The organism is Alphaproteobacteria bacterium SS10 (assembly GCA_019192455.1).
GTDB lineage: Bacteria > Pseudomonadota > Alphaproteobacteria > TMED2 > TMED2 > TMED2.
This window is the reverse complement of the sequence record JAHCML010000007.1, coordinates 171,901-189,771: the sequence shown is the minus strand read 5'-3', so window position 1 is coordinate 189,771 and position 17,871 is coordinate 171,901. Positions and strand designations below refer to the sequence as shown.

Below are 17,871 nucleotides of genomic sequence, written 5' to 3'. Positions count from 1 at the left end.
TAAGTTAGCGGACGCCTGGTGGTTGCTTAGCGGTTGGATTAGTTCGCCGGACGGCGTGCTGCGGCCTCGTCACCACCGGGCAGGTACTCGGCACCCGGTGCATAACGCCAATCAACCATCCGTGGCTCACCATCAACCATACCGGTACGCCCAACATAGGCACCCAGGGTCGACTGATGATCAGCGCTGCGATAGCTGATCGGGCCGAAAGGCGTGTCCACTTGAAGATCCTGGAATGCGGTCGCAATCGCGTCAGCCTCGGTTGAGCCTGCCCGATCCAGGGCGCCCGCAATCGACTTCATGGTCGCATAACCGACGATTGAGCCAAGCTTGGGCGCTTCATCAAACTTCGCCTCATAAGCGGTGGCAAAGGCGGTGTGGGCGTCAGTTTCGATCTGATCGAACGGGTAGCCGGTGACGATCCAGCCCTCTGGCGCCTCATCGGCCAGTGGCAGCAGATACTCAGGCTCACCGGTCAGCAGGCTGACCACATCGCGGTCATCAAACAGGCCACGCAACGTGCCCTCACGCACGAACTTCGCAAGGTCGGCGCCAAAGGTGACGTTGTAGACGGCATCGGGTTGATGGCGCAGCAGGGCCTGAACGGTGACACCAGCCTCAATCTTGCCGAGGGCGGGCCATTGCTCACCCACGAACTCAACATCGGGGCGGCGCTCTTTCAGGGCGGCCTTGAAGTTCTCAACGGCGGAGCGGCCATACTCGTAGTTTGGCGCGACGGTGACCCAACGCTTGGCCGGCAGCTTGGCGGCTTCCTCAGCCAGCATTTGCGCCTGCATATAAGTGCTGGGGCGCAGCCGGAAGGTATAGGCGTTGCCCTTTTCCCAGACGATGGCATCGGTCAGTGGTTCGGCGGCGAGGAATGGCACCTCATTACGCGCGGCATAGTCCGCAACGGCGAGGCCAACATGGCTGAAGAAGGTGCCTGCAATCATCACTGCACCCTGGGCTTTCACAAGCTCACCAGCAACACGCTGGGCATCGGCGGGGGTACCGCCGTCATCGCGACTTATGACCTCGAGGGGGCGACCGCCTAGAACTCCACCTGCCTCATTGATCTCATCCAACGCCAACTGCCAACCCTTGCGGTAGGGCTCGGTAAAGGCAGGCAAGCGGGTATAGCTGTTCAGCTCACCAATGATCACCGGCTCAGCGGCTTGAACGGGGGCGGGCGCCATGGTGATGGCAGCGGCAAGACCAACGAGTGCGCCAAGAACCTGACGACGGGTGATAGCAAAAGAAAAACGGGTGGGCGCGGCGACCATGGCGCGGGCTCCTCATGCGGGTTTGGTGGGCTACACCGGAACGTGGCGACGGTCATAGCAGGGGGCAAGGCATGAGGGTACCCCCAAGCGATCAGCTTGGCCGCAAGTCAGCATCACATTTTCGGTTTTCGCTAGCCGAGGCGCCGCAACATATCCATCAGCAGCACCCGCTCTTCACTATTGAGCGGCTTTAGCACGGATGGGGTAATGCGGGAGGCTGCGGGCAAGCAGGCGGTCAAAACCTCGCGGCCGGTATCGGTCAGCGTTAGCAAGGAACGGCGGCGATCGTTCGGGTCGTCACGACGTTGGATGAGGCCACGTTTCTGCAAACGTCGAACCACACCCTGATTGGTTGCCGGGTCTAGATTGACCAAGCGACCCAGCTGGTTCTGCGATACCTCCCCGGTTTCTGCCATTTTGCAGAGCGAGGAAAACTGCGTGGGCGTCAAATCATGATCACGCATCCGCTCCTGAAACAGGGCGGTAACGCGTTGATGCACCCGGCGAACCAGGAAACCAACCTCATCATCCAGGCTGAACTCGCCCAACAGATCAGCATCGCTCATCGGCGATGCGCCGGATGAGTCATGGGTAGCGCCCATCTGATGGCTTGCCGATGTGTCTGCCGACCGTTCGACCGTGTCGCCACTAGCCATACCGGCCAAAGACGAGCCGTCTTCGGTTTTCCAACCGTTCATATCCTCCCCTTCCCGCCTTTTTCTTTATGGCCTTTATTGACCTTTTTAGGCGGTGTCGGTGCTCACGCTGAGCTTGCTAGCGGTAGTTGATGCACACCAGCTTATGGATCAGCGCTTGATATTGTTAGTCAGCGTCCGATTGGCATGAAAGTCCAGTCAATCCTATGACGCGTTGCGGCATAATCCGGACCTATCCCCAGCCATTGCGCCCCGGTCGCAAAACGGGCGGTATTGCCCCTCAATTTGTCGGACAAACCAGCGCAACCCATACGCGGGTGATGGCAAATCATTGCGCGGCGGACGCTTTAGGCAGTGGCGAACAGCTGCCTGATCTGGGTGGCGGCACCGCTATTGGGCAGAACAAAACGATCAATATCGCCCGCTGGGAGGCCCAAATGCTGCGTCATGACGCTTTTCAATATGCTGCGGCTATCTAAGGTCGGCATCAGGTCCCGCCCCTCATAAAGCTGGGACTGATCGAGACCAGGCCAGTTGGTCAGGACATGGCCACCATTGACCGCCCCACCGGCGAGGAAGGCAACGCCACCGGTTCCGTGGTCGGTCCCGCGCGTGCCGTTAATCGCCACCGTGCGCCCAAACTCGGTCATCACCACGATGGCGGTCTTATTCCAGATCGGCTGCAGCTCCCGGTTTAAGGTGCCAAGACCTTCATCAAGCTGACCAAGTTGATTTGCCAAACCGCCAGCGGCGGCACCTTGATTGGCATGGGTGTCCCAGCCACCAACCTCAACCACCGCCATGCGATGGCCATTCTCTGCCTTCAGCATCTCAACCGCTGTGGCCAAGGTCCGTTGCAGCACCTGACGCGGACCACGCCCGGTCATGCCACGCCCGGCCATTTCGGCACCCGCCTGATCGGCAAGGGCATCAGCGGCGACAGCCTGGTTTAGCAGGCGGGAGAAGAGTGGATCACTGGCATAAACATGGCTCAACCGCTCCAGGAATTCAGGTGGCGCCTCACCACCCCCTGGCGCCCAGGAGGCAACCGGGACCTCACCACTTAAGATCAGTGGAATAGTTTGGTTGAACGCGATCCCAAGATTGCCACCGGCCGCGCCATAGAGGCCCAGCATTCGGTTCATCCAGCCATCGCGCACCTGGCCTAGCTGATTGCCGCCAACTTCCAGCAGCTTCTGCGCATCGAAATGCGACCGCTCGCGGTACGGGGTAGCAACGGCGTGGAAGACAGCCAGATCGCCGTCGCGATACATGCCATGCAGGTTCTTAAGCGAGGGGTGCAGGCCAAAGAAGCCATTAAGGTCCAGCGCCCCTTGCTCACCGTTCGGGTCATCAATCGCCAGCTGACCGCGCGCGGCCTTATAGGCCGGGTCGGCATAGGCCGGAACCGCCGCAAGGCCATCCATACCACCACGCAGCAGCACAAAGATCAGCCGGTGATCGGTGGGCAGGGCAGCAAGGGAGAGGCCAGGCATGCCAAGCGCCGCGAGGGCTAACCCGGCACCACCAGCCAACACGCCGCGGCGTGAGACACTGATCGGCTGGGCAGCGGCAGCAGCAGCCCTCCGGCAATCGGCACATTCATGGGCACCAGTTTGGTTTAGATCATCGTTAGACATCATCCCCTCCTTAGCGCCGTTGAAACTCTGGTGAGGCCAGGACCAAACCAATCGCCTCAACCCGGTCTGGGGCCCGTGCCGTCCAGATCGCCGTATCGGCATTGGCCACCGGGCCTATCGTGTCCTCTAGGAACGCCATTGGCTCAATTGAGTTTGGGATCGCCTGCGCGACACTGCGGGCCGCATCAACCCGGCGCATCAGGGACTCTGGTGCCAACCAGGCCTGCGCCGTATCCGGCCATCCGGCGGGCGACGGGGCCGACCAAACCGGCTGGCCAAAATCCCGCATGCCTTTCAGTAGATCCTGATCGGGCACGGGCACATTCGCGGCCCGGGCCAGGGCGATTACAAAGTCGTTTGGGCTACGAACCTTTGGCAGGGGGTCGGCCCACACCTCTGGCAGGTCAACCAGGGCCATGGTCACCGCGCGCAAGTCGCCGCCAGTATTAAGGAAGACAGCCGCCAGCTGGTCGATGGCACGCTGCGGTGGATCATCCGCGATGAAATGCCGGGCCAGCTTGGTCGCAATGAACCGCGCCGTTGAGGGATGGGTGGCCAGCATGGCGAGGGCGGCTCTCGCCTCCCCCTCTCCTGCTTCAGGGAAGCTCTTGCCCAATAGGGTCTTTGCCCCCGGCTCGTGAAACAACTCGGCAAAGATGAAGTCACCGCCATTGGCTTCCGGGAGGCGTGATTGTGCACGTTCAGGCAGCACGGCACGGATACCACCAACCGTCCAGCCGGTGAGCATCTTGGACAGGGCCAACACATCGTCTTGGCCATAGCCACCATCCACACCCAGGGTATGCAGCTCTAAAATCTCGCGGGCCAAATTCTCATTCAGGCCCCGATCACCAAACCGCCCGGCAATAGAGTTAGGACCAATCGATTGTGCCTGATCGAGGTAGAGGAGCATTGCCACATGGCGAGTGGAGGCAAGCAGCATGTCGCCAAACTTACCCAGCACATTAGGACGGATAACCTCACGCTCAAAGCCACCTAGAAATGGCCGCGCCTCATTCTTACTGGCGGAGACGGTGAAGTGGTTGGACCAAAAATGGACCAGCCGTTCATAAACCGGCGTAGTGGTCTGGATCGCCGATTGAGTCCGGGCAATCGCCTCATTCCGATACATCTGCAGCGCGTTGCGGGTCATCTGCTGCCGGTTGGTTCGGCGAACATCTTCTGACATGCCCCGCATCCGACGGCCGCGGGTCAGCATCTCAACCACCGTATTGCCAAGTTGGGCCGAGCTAGGCATCGCCGCGATCTGCCTAGGCACAGCAGCAGGCTGCTGTATCTGGCTCAAGATCCAGCCGCGATGGTCACGGGCGATCCCATCCAATTCGCCGGGCCGCACACCAAGGCCAAAGCGGGAGGCCGCAATACTTGCCTGAATGCTGGTCATGGGCACCTCAGATGTTGGTTGGGATCAGTCACACCAACTCTCACGGTGATGGCAGCCGTAACCCTGCGAGTTTTCCGCGCGCATCGGGTGACAGGTTGGTCGCCGCGTCCACAATCGCACCTTGGAACAGGTCACTGCCTCGCACGATATGGGTCTGCACCTTGGCCATCGCAGTTTCTAGCGCTTGCCGGTCAAACGGCTCCGCTTCCAAGGCCTGACGAACTTCTCGCATCACCATGCGACGGCTCTGCCGCAGCTGCCGAAACTCCCGGGCCTGCCCCATGAAGGCCTGACGCAGGATCTTGCGATCCTGATGCTCCATGGTCATGGCAACACGGCGCAGATTGCCCTCTACACCGCCACCACCACCGCCGCCACTCAAGCGGCCAGCGATGAAGCCACCTAAAGCGAGGTTGATACTGAGCGAGAAAAGCAAGGCACCAACCAGTGTCCATAACGGCCAACGCCGCTGCTTCTTTGGCTGACTGTCTTGCCCATCCGCGCCCGGCAGGGGAGCATCATCCATATCGGGTTTCTCTGCGCTATCACTCATGATTGATCCTCCGTCCCGATACCGCCAAAGCCGCTATCGACGCTGCCGGTGAGGCTGGCAAACTGCTGATCAATGGTGGCCAGCGGGTCTTGGAAAGGCAGGTAGTCTGCAAATGGCAGGGTGCCGGCACCGGCGAAGAACCCAATCGCGGCACTGGCCGCCAGGGCCGCTGCCGATGGCCAAATCAACCAGTTCGGGCGTGGCAACCAGCCAAATGATCCCTGTCGTGCCACCTGACGGGTGTTGGCAGGCACTTGTTGTGGCCCAGCCGCCGCGTCTAGGGCAATCCGGCTCGCCAAGTCAGCAGTGCCTAGGTCTCTAGCCTCTTGGGCCATGGCTTGCCTGATCAGTTGATCAAGCGCCTGATCTGAAGCGTTGTCTTTTGTCATCACTCTGCTTCCCACATCTTAAACCATCATCCCCATCGGATTGCCCTAGCCCGCCATTGTCAGCAGGTTGGGATCCAGAACCTCTCGTAATTGCCGCCGGGCCCTTACCAGCAGCGCTTCCACCGCCTTAACGCCCAGCCCCATAATCTCACCGGCCTCGGCATTGCTGTGTCCCTCAAACGCACAGAGGGTCAGGGCAATCCGCTGCCGCTCTGGCAGTGTCGCAATCGCGTCCCGAACCAGCCGGTCACGATCATCAGCCTCAAGCCGATCAGTGACACTGGGTCGGTCATCCGCAGGCTCGGCAATACTATCCAACGCCGCATGCCGACCACGGCCACCGCGCTTCACCTGACGCTGCCGGTCAATGCATCGATTGACCAGAACCCGGTGGAACCAGGTGGTGAACCGCGCCCGCCCGGCCTGTTTTCGGTCCTCAACGGACCCTTCCGCCGGTGGCTGCCAATCCGCGGCACTCGTCCAAACCTTGGTGAATGCCTCTTGGACCACATCCTCGGCATCCGCCTCTAACCCATCAAAACCGCGGGCAATGACCATGGCACGCCCCAAATGCCGGGCCACCAACACGCCAAAGGCGTTGCGGTCGCCACGGGCAATGGCTGCCATCAGCTCATGATCCGAGGCCTCCTCACCCCGGTCATCTGCTGTGTTCAGTGCCGCCGTTCCTGCCATCAAGCAGCCCCCGACCGCACCATCCAAGACCCGCTCATTCCGCAACCTTTGCCAACGCCCGCTGTTAGTCTTTGCCTAGATTACTGTTCAACACGGTCCAGTTGGCGAAGAACCTGCGCTGGTTTTGAAAAAACTTCTGAAACGGTCAAGGCGTCAGAAGAATTTGTCGCTGACCCTGAATCGCCCTATGTCATGGCCATCAACCGATGAACGCGTGATTTTTGAGACTTTCAAGCGATGCCCGATCCCGCCGCCGCCATAGCGCCCCAGCTGAACCAAACCGCCAACGCCTTTCGCCTGGCCATGCGTAGCTGCGGGCAGACGGTTACGGTAATCGCAATGGCGGACCCTGAGAGTGGCGAGCGCTATGGGTTGACCGCCTCTTCCGTCACCTCCCTATCGATGGAGCCACCGAGCCTGGTTGCCTGCATCAACCGGGACGCCAAGATCAGCCCGCATATTGAGGTTGGCACGCTGTTAAGCATCAACATTCTGGGTGATGATCAATCGGCGATTAGCAACGCCTTCGCGACCGAGCCAGAACCTGGTGATCGGTTCCGCCACGGGGATTGGCAAACCGACCCCGACGGCGTGCCCTATCTCGCTGATGCGCTGGGTCATGTGGTTGCCCGCATTGCATCAACCACAGATCACGGAACCCACACAGTGGTGATCGCAGACGTGACGGCCGCCCTCGCCGACCCAACACGGCAGCCGCTGATTTATCATGATGGCGCCTACCGCCAGCTAGGCGACACGATCAGCTAATCCGCACTTTTGATGCCCCGCTTAATACAGGCGTGACGGGGGCAACACGCTACCTGTCTAAAGAATGACCGGTTACCGGGTTTTGTTGAGCCAAGCGCCCGCCGCTGCCAGCTTCAGTTCATCTGTTTTAACTGAGAATGCGTTAGCCATTCGGGCACATGGGCGAGCAAGCGGCACCCAACAATCTGGCAGAGGCCTTTGCGGCATCTGAGCAGACGACCGATCCCAAGTTGGATCGGCGGCACCTGCTGGCTGGCCTATCAGGTTTGGCGCTGGCCATGGCAAGCGTGCCCTTACGTGACGCGGCGGCCGCCACCCGTGCCATTCGCCTGCCACGCACCCGTGGCCTTTGGCTCTACAACAAAAATACTGACGAGCATTTGCGTCTGGCCCATGTGCGCAACGGTTTTTACGACCGCAATGCTTTACGGCGTCTCGACTGGCATCTGCGCGACCATCATGTGCAGCGCTACCATCAGATGAACCGCAAGCTGTTCGATGTGCTCTACGTCGTGCAGCAACGCTTTGGCGCGGACCGCCCACTGCTAATCACCAGCGGCTATCGAACCCGCAGCACGAATGAGCGCCTGGCCGAGCGGATCCCCGGTGTGGCGAGCAATAGCCTCCATATCAGCGGCAAGGCGGTGGATTTCCAAATCCCCGAGCGGAGCCCGAGGAGCATTTGTAACTACCTCAACGACCTCCATATCGGTGGGGTGGGTCGATACTCGACCCATGTGCATTTTGATGTCGGTAAGGTGCGTAAGTGGTAAGGCCCCTGCCGAGCCTGTAAGTTGACCACCCACTTACCGAAACCCAGCGAATTACTGAACTATGTCCGATGCGTTCCCATCCGATGCGCCATCGATCGCCATTATCGGCGCCGGCCTCGCCGGCCTGGCCGCCGCGTGGCACCTGATTGCCAATGGCAAACCAGCGCCGCAGCTGACCATCTTTGATAAGTCACGCGGGTTGGGTGGTCGGCTGGCCACCCGGCGCCTACCTAATGATCGATCCTTCAACCATGGCGCCCAATATGTCCGGGCATCCGACCCAAGGCTTCAGGGCATTCTGCGGGACGCAATCGCCGCCGGGCAGGCGGAAGAATGGACCGCGCCAATCGCAGACGGTCCGCCGGTATCAGTCGACGCACAGCGCCCGCGCTTCGTTGGCACACCCGGGATGAGTGCCCTTGGCCGGGTCATGATGGCCGCCGTCGATAAACAGGCAAAACAACAACGGCTGACCGTTGAGCGGTACCGCCAGACCCAGATCACCAAGATTTCCAAAGCGCTGCATGGCTGGCTGCTGGAAGATCAGCTGGGTGATCAGCACGGGCCCTACGACCACCTCTTGATGGCCATCCCAGCGCCCCAAGCAAAAGACCTATTAACCGCCGCCGATATCGAGGATGCCAATCGGCTTGAGCGAATGATCACCGCGGCCTCCACGCCGATGGTGCCCTGCTGGTCCCTGATGATTGCCTTTGAACAGGCGCTGCCGTTAGACGCGGAAGCGCGGCAATTTAAGGATCATCCTCTGGCCTGGATCGGCAAGAGCGCCAGCTCTGACGCCGGTGCTGCCTGGCATGGCTATGTGGTGCATGCAGCCCCCGACTGGTCTGCTACGCATCTAGAAGAGGGCAATGACACCGTGATCGAGCAGATGTTGGGCTTGGTTGCAGAGACTTTGAAAACCGACCTACCACCCATCGTGCATAAAACCGCGCATCGTTGGCGCTATGCCTTCGCGCCTGATGCCTACGGCAAACCATGCGTTCACGACGCCTCGCTGGGCCTGACCCTGGCCGGGGATTGGTGCCTCGGCAATCGGGCAGAAAGCGCGTTTTTGAGCGGTGTTGGTGCCGCGGAAGCGATAAATCCACAGGCTTAAGCACCCTTGGACCTCCAACGAATCGGGCGCAGTTTTCTGCGGTTTTGGCCTAATTTCGGCGACTCACTGCATTCTGGGGTAGGTTTACCCTAATACCTCAACCCTGTGGCAGGTTTGCAAAGCGCTTGTTTTTTGCGGTACATAGCCGCCTTCAAGGGGGCTACCGGTCGGGCAGGGCCGGGACAGCGCTTTACAGGCCATTTGATCCTTAGCTAGTCCAGAGCAACCATAAGTAATTCAACGCGCCCGCCAGGCGCCTGGGGTTGGTGTTTAGGATGACCACACCGTTTAAGCATTTCCTGCTGTCTGGGGCAGCAACCGTCGCGCTCGCCATCGGCCTCATCGCCGCTGAGCCGCAAACCGCAACCGCAGAAGACGCCACCGCTGATGGTCCGGTCATTGGCCGCCTCGACAGTATCGCGCCCGTCGGTGCCGAACAGGCCCCCGAATGGCTTGGTGAACAGCAGGCAGAGGCAGTCAGCGCCGATAGCGATGACCAACTGGCCGAGGCCTATGCCAAAGCCGAGGCCATGGCTGCCGCGCTAACCGATACCCAGATCACAGATTCCAAAGAATGGCTCGCCGACCAGTTGGCCGAGCTTGCCGGTGACACTGCCGAGACAACCGCTGAGCAGACCGAAGAGGTTGTCCCGGCAACCCTGACCGCCCCGCTCGCGGAAGCCGTTGAGCCGGTTGCGGCTGAAACCGACGTTGCAGCAACCGAAACGCCCGCTGAAGTTGCTGAGATTTCTGATGAAGCGGTTGAAACCGCCGACGCTGCAGAAACCGAAGGCGCAACGGAGATCTTCTCCGGTGACGTTCCGGTTCGAACCGAAATCATCATCCTGTCCCCAGTGCCCGTGCCTTCTGCGAAGCCAGAAGCACCAGTGGAAGCCAAGACGACCGGCCTGACCATTGATGTAGAGACAGTTGAGACCGCGGACGCCATTGAGACCATGGAAGCCGACACGGCACCGGTTGAGGCTGTTGAAGTGGCTAGCAGCGACTCCGAAAGCGTCCTGGCAACCGCCAGTGGCCTATCCCGTGACTTTGTTCAGGTGGCAGAAGCCGCAACCGTCGTTGCCGGTGAAGCCAATGGTGATGTGAAGGCGATCATTCACCTAGCCATTGAAAACCACCCGCGTGTGCTTGGTGACCGGGCATCGATCCTGGCTACCCGCGAGGCCTTGCGTGAGCAGCGCTCTGACTTCTTCCCAACCGTCTCACTTGAGGCGTCCAGCGGCTATCGCAACACCGACAACCGCACAACCCGCGCACGCCCAACCCGTGGCCCAGGCGGTGACCCAGATGTCACCGGCTTTGCCAATGAGGGTACGGTTCGCCTGCGCCAGCTGCTGTTTGATTTCTTCGCGACCCCAAATCTGGTTGAAGCCGCGCGCCAGCGTTTGAGCCAGTCCCAGTTTGTCGAGTCCGACAGCCAAGAGCAGATTGGTCTGCGCGCGATTGAAGCGTACCTACTGGTTCAGCAATCACGCCGCAATGCCAGCTTTGCCCGCGATAACGTCGATTTCCACGTCCAAACCCTGTCCGACATTCAACGCCGGGCTGAGGCGGGCGCTGGTGATAGCGGCGATGTCTCACAAACTGAGAGCCGCCTGGCCCTTGCCCGTGAGGTCCTGCTTGGCTTTGAAGAGCAGCTGGCGATTGCTAGCGCTGACTTTAAGGAAGCTGTTGGTTCCATGCCTGGTGAGTTGGGCCCACTAAACCCACCCGCTGAGCCAATCCCCACCACCATTGGTGAGGCAGTTGCGATCGCAACCGAAGAGAACCCCTTCATTACCGCTAGCCGGTTCAACGCCCACAGCCTGTCCCATGAGGTCGAGGCAGCCGAGGGTGACCTCTACCCACGTTTTGACGCTGACATCAGCTACAACCGTGGCTCTGATGTTGATGGCCTGGGTGGCGGTGAGGAAGAGACCCGCGCCCTGGTGCGCATGGTTTGGGATTTTCCAACCGGTGGTGCCGAGTACGCTGCGCGCAAGCGCCTGATGCGTGAGAAGGACGCCGCTGACCAAGAGACGGAAGAGCGGTTCCGCCTGATCGAGGAAGAGGTGCGCTCCAGCTATGCTGAAGTCACCATCACCCAGAAGCAGATTGAGCAGCTCGCTGAGCGAGTTGAGTCAGCCAATGCGGTCGTTGATGCCTATCAACGCCAGTTTGAAGCTGGTCGCCGGACTCTTCTCGACCTGCTCGATAGTGAGAATGAGCGCTTCCTCGCTCGCGTCTCTCTGAACAACGGCCAAAGCGACCTAATCCGCGCGAATTACCGTCTGTTCACCGCCATGGGGCGCCTGCGCCATGTGCTGGATATCGACAGCACCCTGGTTGAGGTTGACGCCGAGTAAGCGTCAGCCGGGCCGGGCCAACAGGTCACGCTTGCTAAATCATTGAAGCTGTTGGGCTCTCAAAGCGCAGCCCAACGTTTCATTGCGCGCACAAACCCACTACCATGGCCGTCATGAGCGAGGCCAAAACCGTTGATTTGCCGTCAAATGATCGCACCGCCGCGAAAGCGGGTGGGGCTACCACTGATGCTGTGCGCAATTCCGATGGTGAAACGGCCCCATTGCTGGACGCCCTTGCCTATGTGACGCGCTGGGCCGGTAAACCGCGCAGCCTGGCAAGCTTGACCGCTGGCCTGCCCTGGCGCCCGGCTGATGCCGAGGGCAAACCCGATATTGATCTAGTCATTCGCGCCGCTGAACGTGCCGGCTTCGATGCCAGGCTGAGCGGCAAGCGCCCGGGCCAGTTGACCGCGGCCGAGCTACCCGCCCTCATCCACACAGAGAAAGGTGTCCTCGTACTGCTGTCCTGGGATGAGGACACCGCAGAGATTAAGCGCATCGGCACCTCAGGTAATGATGAGAGCCGGACGCGGATGGGCCGTAGCAAGCTCGACAGTCTTAAGCTCAAACATCCGCCACTGATCGTACAGCCCGTGATGGAATGGGAGGCGATGGGCACGGCCTCTGCCCGGCCAGACGTCACAAAGACCATGGCTGATCATTGGTTCTGGGGACCCGTTAGCCAGAACCGCTGGATCTATGCCCAGGTGGCACTCGCCTCGCTAATGATCAATCTGTTTGGTCTGGCAACGCCGCTCTTCATTATGAATGTCTATGACCGGGTGCTGCCCAACGCAGCGTTAGAAACCGGCTGGGCTTTGGGCCTTGGCGCACTGGTCGTATTCGGCTTCGATTTCTTACTGCGAGGCCTGCGCGGGTACTTCATTGATGTCGCCGGACGCCGGGCAGATTTGAAGCTCGCGGGCCGCCTGTTTGACCAGATGCTGGATATTCAACTCGACCGGCTGCAAGGGCGTGCCTCTGGGGCGCTCGCCAACATGCTGCGTGAGTTTGAGAGCGTGCGTGAGTTCTTCACCTCCGCCACGCTCGCCGCCATGGTCGACCTGCCCTTTGTCTTCCTGTTCCTTGGCGTCATCTACCTGATTGGTGGGCCCATCGCCTTTGGTCTGGCGCTCTGCGTCTTTGTCATCGCGCTTGTAGGTCTGGCCATTCAATGGCCACTACGCCGGTTGATTGAGCGGGCACAGGTGGCGGACGACACCCGTCACGGCCTGATGGTTGAGACCATCAATGGCATTGAGACGATCCGCAGCACCGGCGCAGATCGGCGTTTGCGGGCCCGTTATGCGGACCTGCTGGCGACCAGCACCTGGTTTGGTCAACGATCCCGCCTCTGGGCGATGCAGGGCCTGCACACGGCCATGTTCATGCAGCAGGTGGCATCGGTTTTTGTCATCCTATCCGGCATGTATCTGGTGGCCGATGGTACGCTCACCGTTGGTGGCCTGATCGCCTGTGTCATCCTTGGCACCCGGTCGATTGCGCCGCTCGGCCAGGTTGCCCAGCTCGCCACCCGGTTCCAACAAGCCCGGCATGCCTTGATCGGCCTAAACGGCCTGATGGAAGAGCCGGTTGAGCGCCCGGCGGATCGCCGCTTCCTGCATCGTGACAAGCTGGATGGTCACATCGCGTTTGAGGACGTCACCTATCACTATCCGGGTGCTGAGCGGCCCGCCCTAAACCAGATCAGCATATCGATTGAGGCCGGACAGAAGGTTGGTGTTATTGGGCGTGTCGGCTCCGGTAAGAGTACGCTGGCCCGCCTAATTGCCGGTCTGTCACCACCGCGTTCTGGCCTGATCCGCATTGATCAGACGGATATCGCGCAGCTCGACCCCGCTGACCTTCGCCGCAACATCGCTCTGGTTCCACAGGATGTGTTCCTGATGCGCGGTAGCTTGCGGGATAACATCGCCGCCAGCCGCCCCGATGCCACGGATGAGCAGATCCTGGAGGCCGCGACCATTGCCGGCGTGCACGAGTTCGCCGCCCGGCATCCGCAAGGCTATGATATGCCCTTAGGCGAGCGTGGCCAGGGCCTCTCCGGTGGTCAGCGACAAGCGGTTGCGATTGCCCGTGCCCTACTGGGCCAGGCCAACACCCTGATCCTTGATGAGGCAACCAATGCCATGGATCAGCAGGGTGAGACCGCCCTTTGCAAACGGCTTGAGCCTTACTTGAAAGACCGCACCCTGGTCCTGATCACCCACCGGCAGAGCATGCTGGCATTGGTGGACCACCTGATCGTCGTGGACCATGGCCAGATCGCCATTAGCGGCCCTAAGCAAGAGGTACTAACGGCCCTTAGCAGCGGTAAGGTTAAGGTACCTGGCCAAGCTGAGGGAGGTGCCTAATGGACGCCAAACCCAGCGATCTAGAAGCCAAGCAACCGGCCATTGAGAGCGGTCGCGACCTGCCGCATATCATCGACCGCGCCCTGGCTGAGACCAAGCCCGCTGTGGCCGTCAACCTGCTACTGCTGGCGATCTTTGCCTTCTTTGTTTGGGTGGTGATTTGGGCCGGTACGACCGAGGTTGATGAGGTTACCCGTGGTAGTGGCCAGGTCATCCCGTCCAGCGAAGTTCAGGTGGTGCAAAGCCTTGAAGGTGGTCTTCTGGCACAACTGCTGGTTCAGGAAGGTGACCTCGTCCAGGCAGGCCAGGTTCTGGCAAGAATCGATGATGTTGCCTTCTCTGCTGAGCAACGCGGGAGTGAGGCTGAAATCGCTGGCCTCGATACCGCCATCGCGCGGTTGACGGCAGAAGCAACGGGTTTGGAACTATCATTCCCGGATGAACTAAGCGCCAACCGGCCGGAGTTTGTGGCCGCCGAACGGGCGCTGTTCGATGAACGCCAAGCCCAGCTGGGCAAAGCCCTCGCTGTGCTTAAAGATGAAGAACAGCAGACCAACTTCAACATCAGTGAGATGCAGGCCAAGATCGGCCAGCTCAGCACCAATACCGGTCTCGTCCGGCAGGAGCTCAATATCACGGCGGAATTGGTGGCCGATGGTGTTGTGGCGGCGGTTGAGGAAATTCGCCTTCGTCAGAAACTAACAGAAACCGCCGGTGAACTACGCCAGGCGCGAGAGGCCATCCAGGGGCTTGAGGCCAGCCTGAGCGGTAACCGCAACCGACAGGCAGAGCTAGAATCCTCATTCCGGGCGACGGCGCAGGAAAACCTCAATGCACGGCAGGTTGAGCGGGCGGCCATGATTGAACGTCAGGTCTCCGCAGATGACCGGGTCCGCCGGACTGAGCTGCGCGCGCCGGTTGCCGGTGAGATCAAATCGGTTGCGGTTAAGACAGAGGGCGCGGTGCTCCGCTCTGCCACCGACTTTATCGAGATTGTGCCACAGGAAGATGACCTGAAGATCGCGGCGCGCATCCGGCCCGCCGATATTGCGTTCCTGCACCCCGGCCAGGATGTGCGGGTGAAGATCACCGCCTATGACTTCACCATCTATGGCTCCCTCCCCGCCCGGCTGGAGCGGATTGGCGCCGATACCGTGCTTGGTGATGACAATGAACGGTATTACGAGATCGAGGTTCGTACCGATCGCAATTATCTGGATGGCCGCACCGCTGGTGAGCAACTGCCGATCCGACCAGGCATGGTGGCCGAGGTTGAGATCCTGACCGGTAAGCGCACCATCCTTGATTATCTGCTGAAACCCCTGACCCGCATCAAAGAGCGGGCCCTGACCGAGGCGTAAGGGTACGGGTTATGGCAGAGCGTGGGGGCTTCTTTATCGCCGCAGGGCGGTTCATCAAGAAACGGCGGCTTGAGCTGATCTTGCCGATCCTGCTCGCCTTCCTACCAGTCTGGGAACGGGGCTATAGCGACAGTGCGGGCATCATGGACCGCCTGACCCGCCTCAATTTCGATTTCTACCTGCGTGCCATGCCACGTGAACCCGACCCCGAATGGCCGGTTAAGATTATCGATATCGATGAAAAGGCCCTAGCCAAGGTGGGGCAATGGCCATGGTCCCGCGCGGTAATGGCAGAGCTGGTTGATCGCCTGACCGAGCTTGATGCCAAAGTGATCGTCTTCGATATGGTGTTCGCAGAACCGGATCGCCTCTCACCGCAACGGATGCTGTCCCAGCTGGCCAGTTTTGACGGCAGTGTTGATACCGAAAACCTGGCCGCCGTCGTCGCCGGTCTACCGGATAATGATGAGCAGTTTGGCGAGGCGATCAAGGCGTCGCGCCGGGTGGTCGCTGGCATTACTCTTGATAGTGAGGGCGGCAAAATCCCTGCCCACCAAGACAAGCGCGGCGGTGTTCGATTTGACAACGCAACCGTCGCGGCGGGCGGGCAGCGAAATGATGATCTTGGCATCTGGCGCTTGCAGCGGGCGACGAACGGGATCGTTAAGAACCTAGACGTTATTGAACAGGCTGCACGTGGCACCGGCCACTTCAATATGAACCCAGGGGTGGATGGGTTGGTCAGACGGATCCCGATGATCCATGCCTTCCACCCTGAATCAGAAGCCGGAATGATCAGTGGCGAGGGCGGGCTCTATTACCCAGGCTTAAGCCTGCAAGCCTTGCGCATCGGCGAGGGCGGGCGCCGGGGACGGATTATCGCCAATATTTTTGAGGACCCCAATCACCGCCGCACCATTAGTTTCGGCGATCAGGGTCAAGAGCAGCAGGTCACCCTGAACAACCTTGGCTATCTGAGCGCAAAGGTGGGGGAACATGAAATCTCACTCCTCGAGCGAGGGGAGATGATTGTCTATTTTGCTGGTCATTTGGGCCCAAAACCCGATGACGCAGGCAAGAACTATAAAGAACAGCGATACGTGTCAGCTGCCCACATTCTTGATGGCTCGGTAGATCCAGAGAAGATTGCGGGAAAATATGCGTTCATCGGGACGAGCGCCGCGGGCCTTAAGGATTTGCGATCCACCCCCCTCAATGCCCTAATCGCGGGGGTTGAGGTCCATGTCGAGGCGTTGGAGCAGATCCTCCAGGGCAAGTTCATCACCCGACCAGCAGAAATCCAGCTGCTTGAATGGGCGGGCGCGATGTTACTGGGGATTGGCGCCGTGCTGCTGTTGCAGGTGGCGGGCTCAATTATCTCAGGTGTAATCGCGTTGAGCACCGCCGCCGGCATCTATGGTGGGTCGGTGATGGCATTCAAGAACGAGTTGCTGTTCGTCGATCCGATTATGCCAATCACGGCGCTGACCCTGTCGTATCTCTCCGCCCTCGCCCTCAATCTTTGGCGCACCCAGTCTGAGAAGGCGGAGCTGCGCGGCGCCTTTGGCCTCTACCTCTCACCCGAACTGGTGGATGAGCTGTCAGAGAACCCAGAGCGGCTGAAGCTGGGCGGTGAGATGCGCGAGCTGACCATCCTGTTCTCAGACATTCGGGGCTTCACCTCGATCTCAGAGCAGTATGATCCTGAGAGCCTGACCAAGCTGATCAATGCGTTCCTAACGCCTATGACCGCCTCGGTTCTAGAGAAGCGTGGCACCATTGATAAGTACATGGGCGATGCCTTGATGGCGTTCTGGAACGCCCCGCTGGACGTGGATGAACATGCGAAACAGGCCTGCCGCTCAGCGATTGAAATGACCGCCCTACTTGGCCCGCTAAATGTGGAGTTGGAGAGGCAGGCCAAGGAAGCGGGACGGAAGTTCATCCCACTCAATGCCGGTATCGGCATGAACACCGGTCCTTGTAGTGTTGGCAATATGGGGTCAGAGCAGCGCTTTGCTTACTCTGTCCTCGGCGATGCGGTGAACCTGGCGGCACGGCTTGAGGGCCAGACCAAGTCCTATGGCATGGCCATGATTGTGGGTGAGACCACGAAAGAGCAGATTGATGGCTTTGCGACGATCGAGCTCGACCTGATCCGGGTGAAGGGTAAGCTGCAGCCAGTTACGATTTATGGCCTACTGGGTGCTGAGGCCGAGGGCGCTGACCCTGCCTTCCAACAGTTGAACAAGACCGTTGATGACATGCTGATTGCCTATCGCAGCCAGAACTGGGACGGCGCCCTAACCCTGCTGGATCAGATGAAATCAGAAGCCGAAGCCCTAGGCGAGCGGCTACCACGCGGCACGAATATCCAGGTGCTTTACGACCTCTACGCTGAGCGGATTTCATCTTACCGGGCAGAACCGCCGGGAGATGATTGGGACGGGGTATTCGTGGCCACCACCAAGTAACGCACACCACCACTT

Annotated in this window: 14 protein-coding genes; 7 read left to right on the top strand and 7 right to left on the bottom strand. The window is 60.0% G+C overall.

Annotated elements, in window-relative coordinates:
• Positions 1–38 precede the first annotated feature (38 nt).
• From KI792_13065 to KI792_13035, 7 genes are all read right to left on the bottom strand, one after another.
• The gene (locus KI792_13065) at positions 39–1,283 is read right to left on the bottom strand and encodes an ABC transporter substrate-binding protein (GenBank protein ID MBV6633949.1); all 1,245 of its coding nucleotides are present in this window, start codon (positions 1,281–1,283) and stop codon (positions 39–41) included.
• A gap of 131 nt (positions 1,284–1,414) precedes the next feature.
• Positions 1,415–1,981 (bottom strand): MarR family transcriptional regulator, encoded by a 567-nt coding sequence (locus KI792_13060; GenBank protein MBV6633948.1) that lies wholly within the window; start codon positions 1,979–1,981, stop codon positions 1,415–1,417.
• Positions 1,982–2,286: 305 nt separating this feature from the next.
• Positions 2,287–3,579 carry a DUF1501 domain-containing protein gene (locus KI792_13055; protein ID MBV6633947.1) on the bottom strand — a complete coding sequence of 431 codons (1,293 nt, stop codon included), beginning with the start codon at positions 3,577–3,579 and terminating at the stop codon, positions 2,287–2,289.
• A gap of 10 nt (positions 3,580–3,589) precedes the next feature.
• Positions 3,590–4,984, bottom strand: a complete 1,395-nt coding sequence (locus KI792_13050) for a DUF1800 domain-containing protein (GenBank protein MBV6633946.1) — start codon at positions 4,982–4,984, stop codon at positions 3,590–3,592.
• Positions 4,985–5,024: 40 nt separating this feature from the next.
• Complete coding sequence (locus KI792_13045) at positions 5,025–5,537, bottom strand: periplasmic heavy metal sensor (protein ID MBV6633945.1); 513 nt, start codon at positions 5,535–5,537, stop codon at positions 5,025–5,027.
• Positions 5,534–5,926, bottom strand: a complete 393-nt coding sequence (locus KI792_13040; protein ID MBV6633944.1) for a hypothetical protein — start codon at positions 5,924–5,926, stop codon at positions 5,534–5,536. Before KI792_13040 ends, KI792_13045 begins: the two co-directional genes overlap by 4 nt.
• A 45-nt stretch (positions 5,927–5,971) precedes the next feature.
• On the bottom strand, positions 5,972–6,553 hold the full coding sequence (locus tag KI792_13035; protein ID MBV6633943.1) for a sigma-70 family RNA polymerase sigma factor: 582 nt from the start codon (positions 6,551–6,553) through the stop codon (positions 5,972–5,974).
• A gap of 303 nt (positions 6,554–6,856) precedes the next feature.
• On the opposite strand from KI792_13035, the gene KI792_13030 reads away from it, so the two are divergent.
• The 7 genes from KI792_13030 to KI792_13000 all read left to right on the top strand — a co-directional run bounded on the left by KI792_13030 (position 6,857) and on the right by KI792_13000 (position 17,856).
• Positions 6,857–7,387: a flavin reductase family protein gene (locus KI792_13030; protein MBV6633942.1), complete on the top strand. Its 531-nt coding sequence runs from the start codon at positions 6,857–6,859 to the stop codon at positions 7,385–7,387.
• 158 nt (positions 7,388–7,545) lie between these two features.
• Positions 7,546–8,160 (top strand): DUF882 domain-containing protein, encoded by a 615-nt coding sequence (locus tag KI792_13025; GenBank protein MBV6633941.1) that lies wholly within the window; start codon positions 7,546–7,548, stop codon positions 8,158–8,160.
• Positions 8,161–8,221: 61 nt separating this feature from the next.
• Complete coding sequence (locus KI792_13020; protein MBV6633940.1) at positions 8,222–9,280, top strand: oleate hydratase; 1,059 nt, start codon at positions 8,222–8,224, stop codon at positions 9,278–9,280.
• A 275-nt stretch (positions 9,281–9,555) separates the two neighbouring features.
• Positions 9,556–11,646: a TolC family outer membrane protein gene (locus tag KI792_13015; GenBank protein MBV6633939.1), complete on the top strand. Its 2,091-nt coding sequence runs from the start codon at positions 9,556–9,558 to the stop codon at positions 11,644–11,646.
• Between the two features lie 113 nt (positions 11,647–11,759).
• The gene (locus KI792_13010) at positions 11,760–14,021 is read left to right on the top strand and encodes a type I secretion system permease/ATPase (protein MBV6633938.1); all 2,262 of its coding nucleotides are present in this window, start codon (positions 11,760–11,762) and stop codon (positions 14,019–14,021) included.
• Positions 14,021–15,382, top strand: a complete 1,362-nt coding sequence (locus KI792_13005; protein MBV6633937.1) for an HlyD family type I secretion periplasmic adaptor subunit — start codon at positions 14,021–14,023, stop codon at positions 15,380–15,382. The genes KI792_13010 and KI792_13005 overlap by 1 nt, the downstream gene beginning before the upstream one ends.
• A gap of 11 nt (positions 15,383–15,393) precedes the next feature.
• Positions 15,394–17,856 carry an adenylate/guanylate cyclase domain-containing protein gene (locus KI792_13000; protein ID MBV6633936.1) on the top strand — a complete coding sequence of 821 codons (2,463 nt, stop codon included), beginning with the start codon at positions 15,394–15,396 and terminating at the stop codon, positions 17,854–17,856.
• The last annotated feature ends 15 nt before the right edge of the window (positions 17,857–17,871 follow it).

Coding starts and splice junctions, on each gene's coding strand:
- KI792_13000 (MBV6633936.1), top strand. CDS start 15,394: ATGGCAGAGCGTGGGGGCTTCTTTATCGCCGCAGGGCGGTTCATCAAG.
- KI792_13055 (MBV6633947.1), bottom strand. CDS start 3,579: ATGTCTAACGATGATCTAAACCAAACTGGTGCCCATGAATGTGCCGAT.
- KI792_13020 (MBV6633940.1), top strand. CDS start 8,222: ATGTCCGATGCGTTCCCATCCGATGCGCCATCGATCGCCATTATCGGC.
- KI792_13065 (MBV6633949.1), bottom strand. CDS start 1,283: ATGGTCGCCGCGCCCACCCGTTTTTCTTTTGCTATCACCCGTCGTCAG.
- KI792_13050 (MBV6633946.1), bottom strand. CDS start 4,984: ATGACCAGCATTCAGGCAAGTATTGCGGCCTCCCGCTTTGGCCTTGGT.
- KI792_13005 (MBV6633937.1), top strand. CDS start 14,021: ATGGACGCCAAACCCAGCGATCTAGAAGCCAAGCAACCGGCCATTGAG.
- KI792_13010 (MBV6633938.1), top strand. CDS start 11,760: ATGAGCGAGGCCAAAACCGTTGATTTGCCGTCAAATGATCGCACCGCC.
- KI792_13035 (MBV6633943.1), bottom strand. CDS start 6,553: ATGGCAGCCATTGCCCGTGGCGACCGCAACGCCTTTGGCGTGTTGGTG.
- KI792_13015 (MBV6633939.1), top strand. CDS start 9,556: ATGACCACACCGTTTAAGCATTTCCTGCTGTCTGGGGCAGCAACCGTC.
- KI792_13045 (MBV6633945.1), bottom strand. CDS start 5,537: ATGAGTGATAGCGCAGAGAAACCCGATATGGATGATGCTCCCCTGCCG.
- KI792_13025 (MBV6633941.1), top strand. CDS start 7,546: ATGGGCGAGCAAGCGGCACCCAACAATCTGGCAGAGGCCTTTGCGGCA.
- KI792_13060 (MBV6633948.1), bottom strand. CDS start 1,981: ATGAACGGTTGGAAAACCGAAGACGGCTCGTCTTTGGCCGGTATGGCT.
- KI792_13030 (MBV6633942.1), top strand. CDS start 6,857: ATGCCCGATCCCGCCGCCGCCATAGCGCCCCAGCTGAACCAAACCGCC.
- KI792_13040 (MBV6633944.1), bottom strand. CDS start 5,926: ATGACAAAAGACAACGCTTCAGATCAGGCGCTTGATCAACTGATCAGG.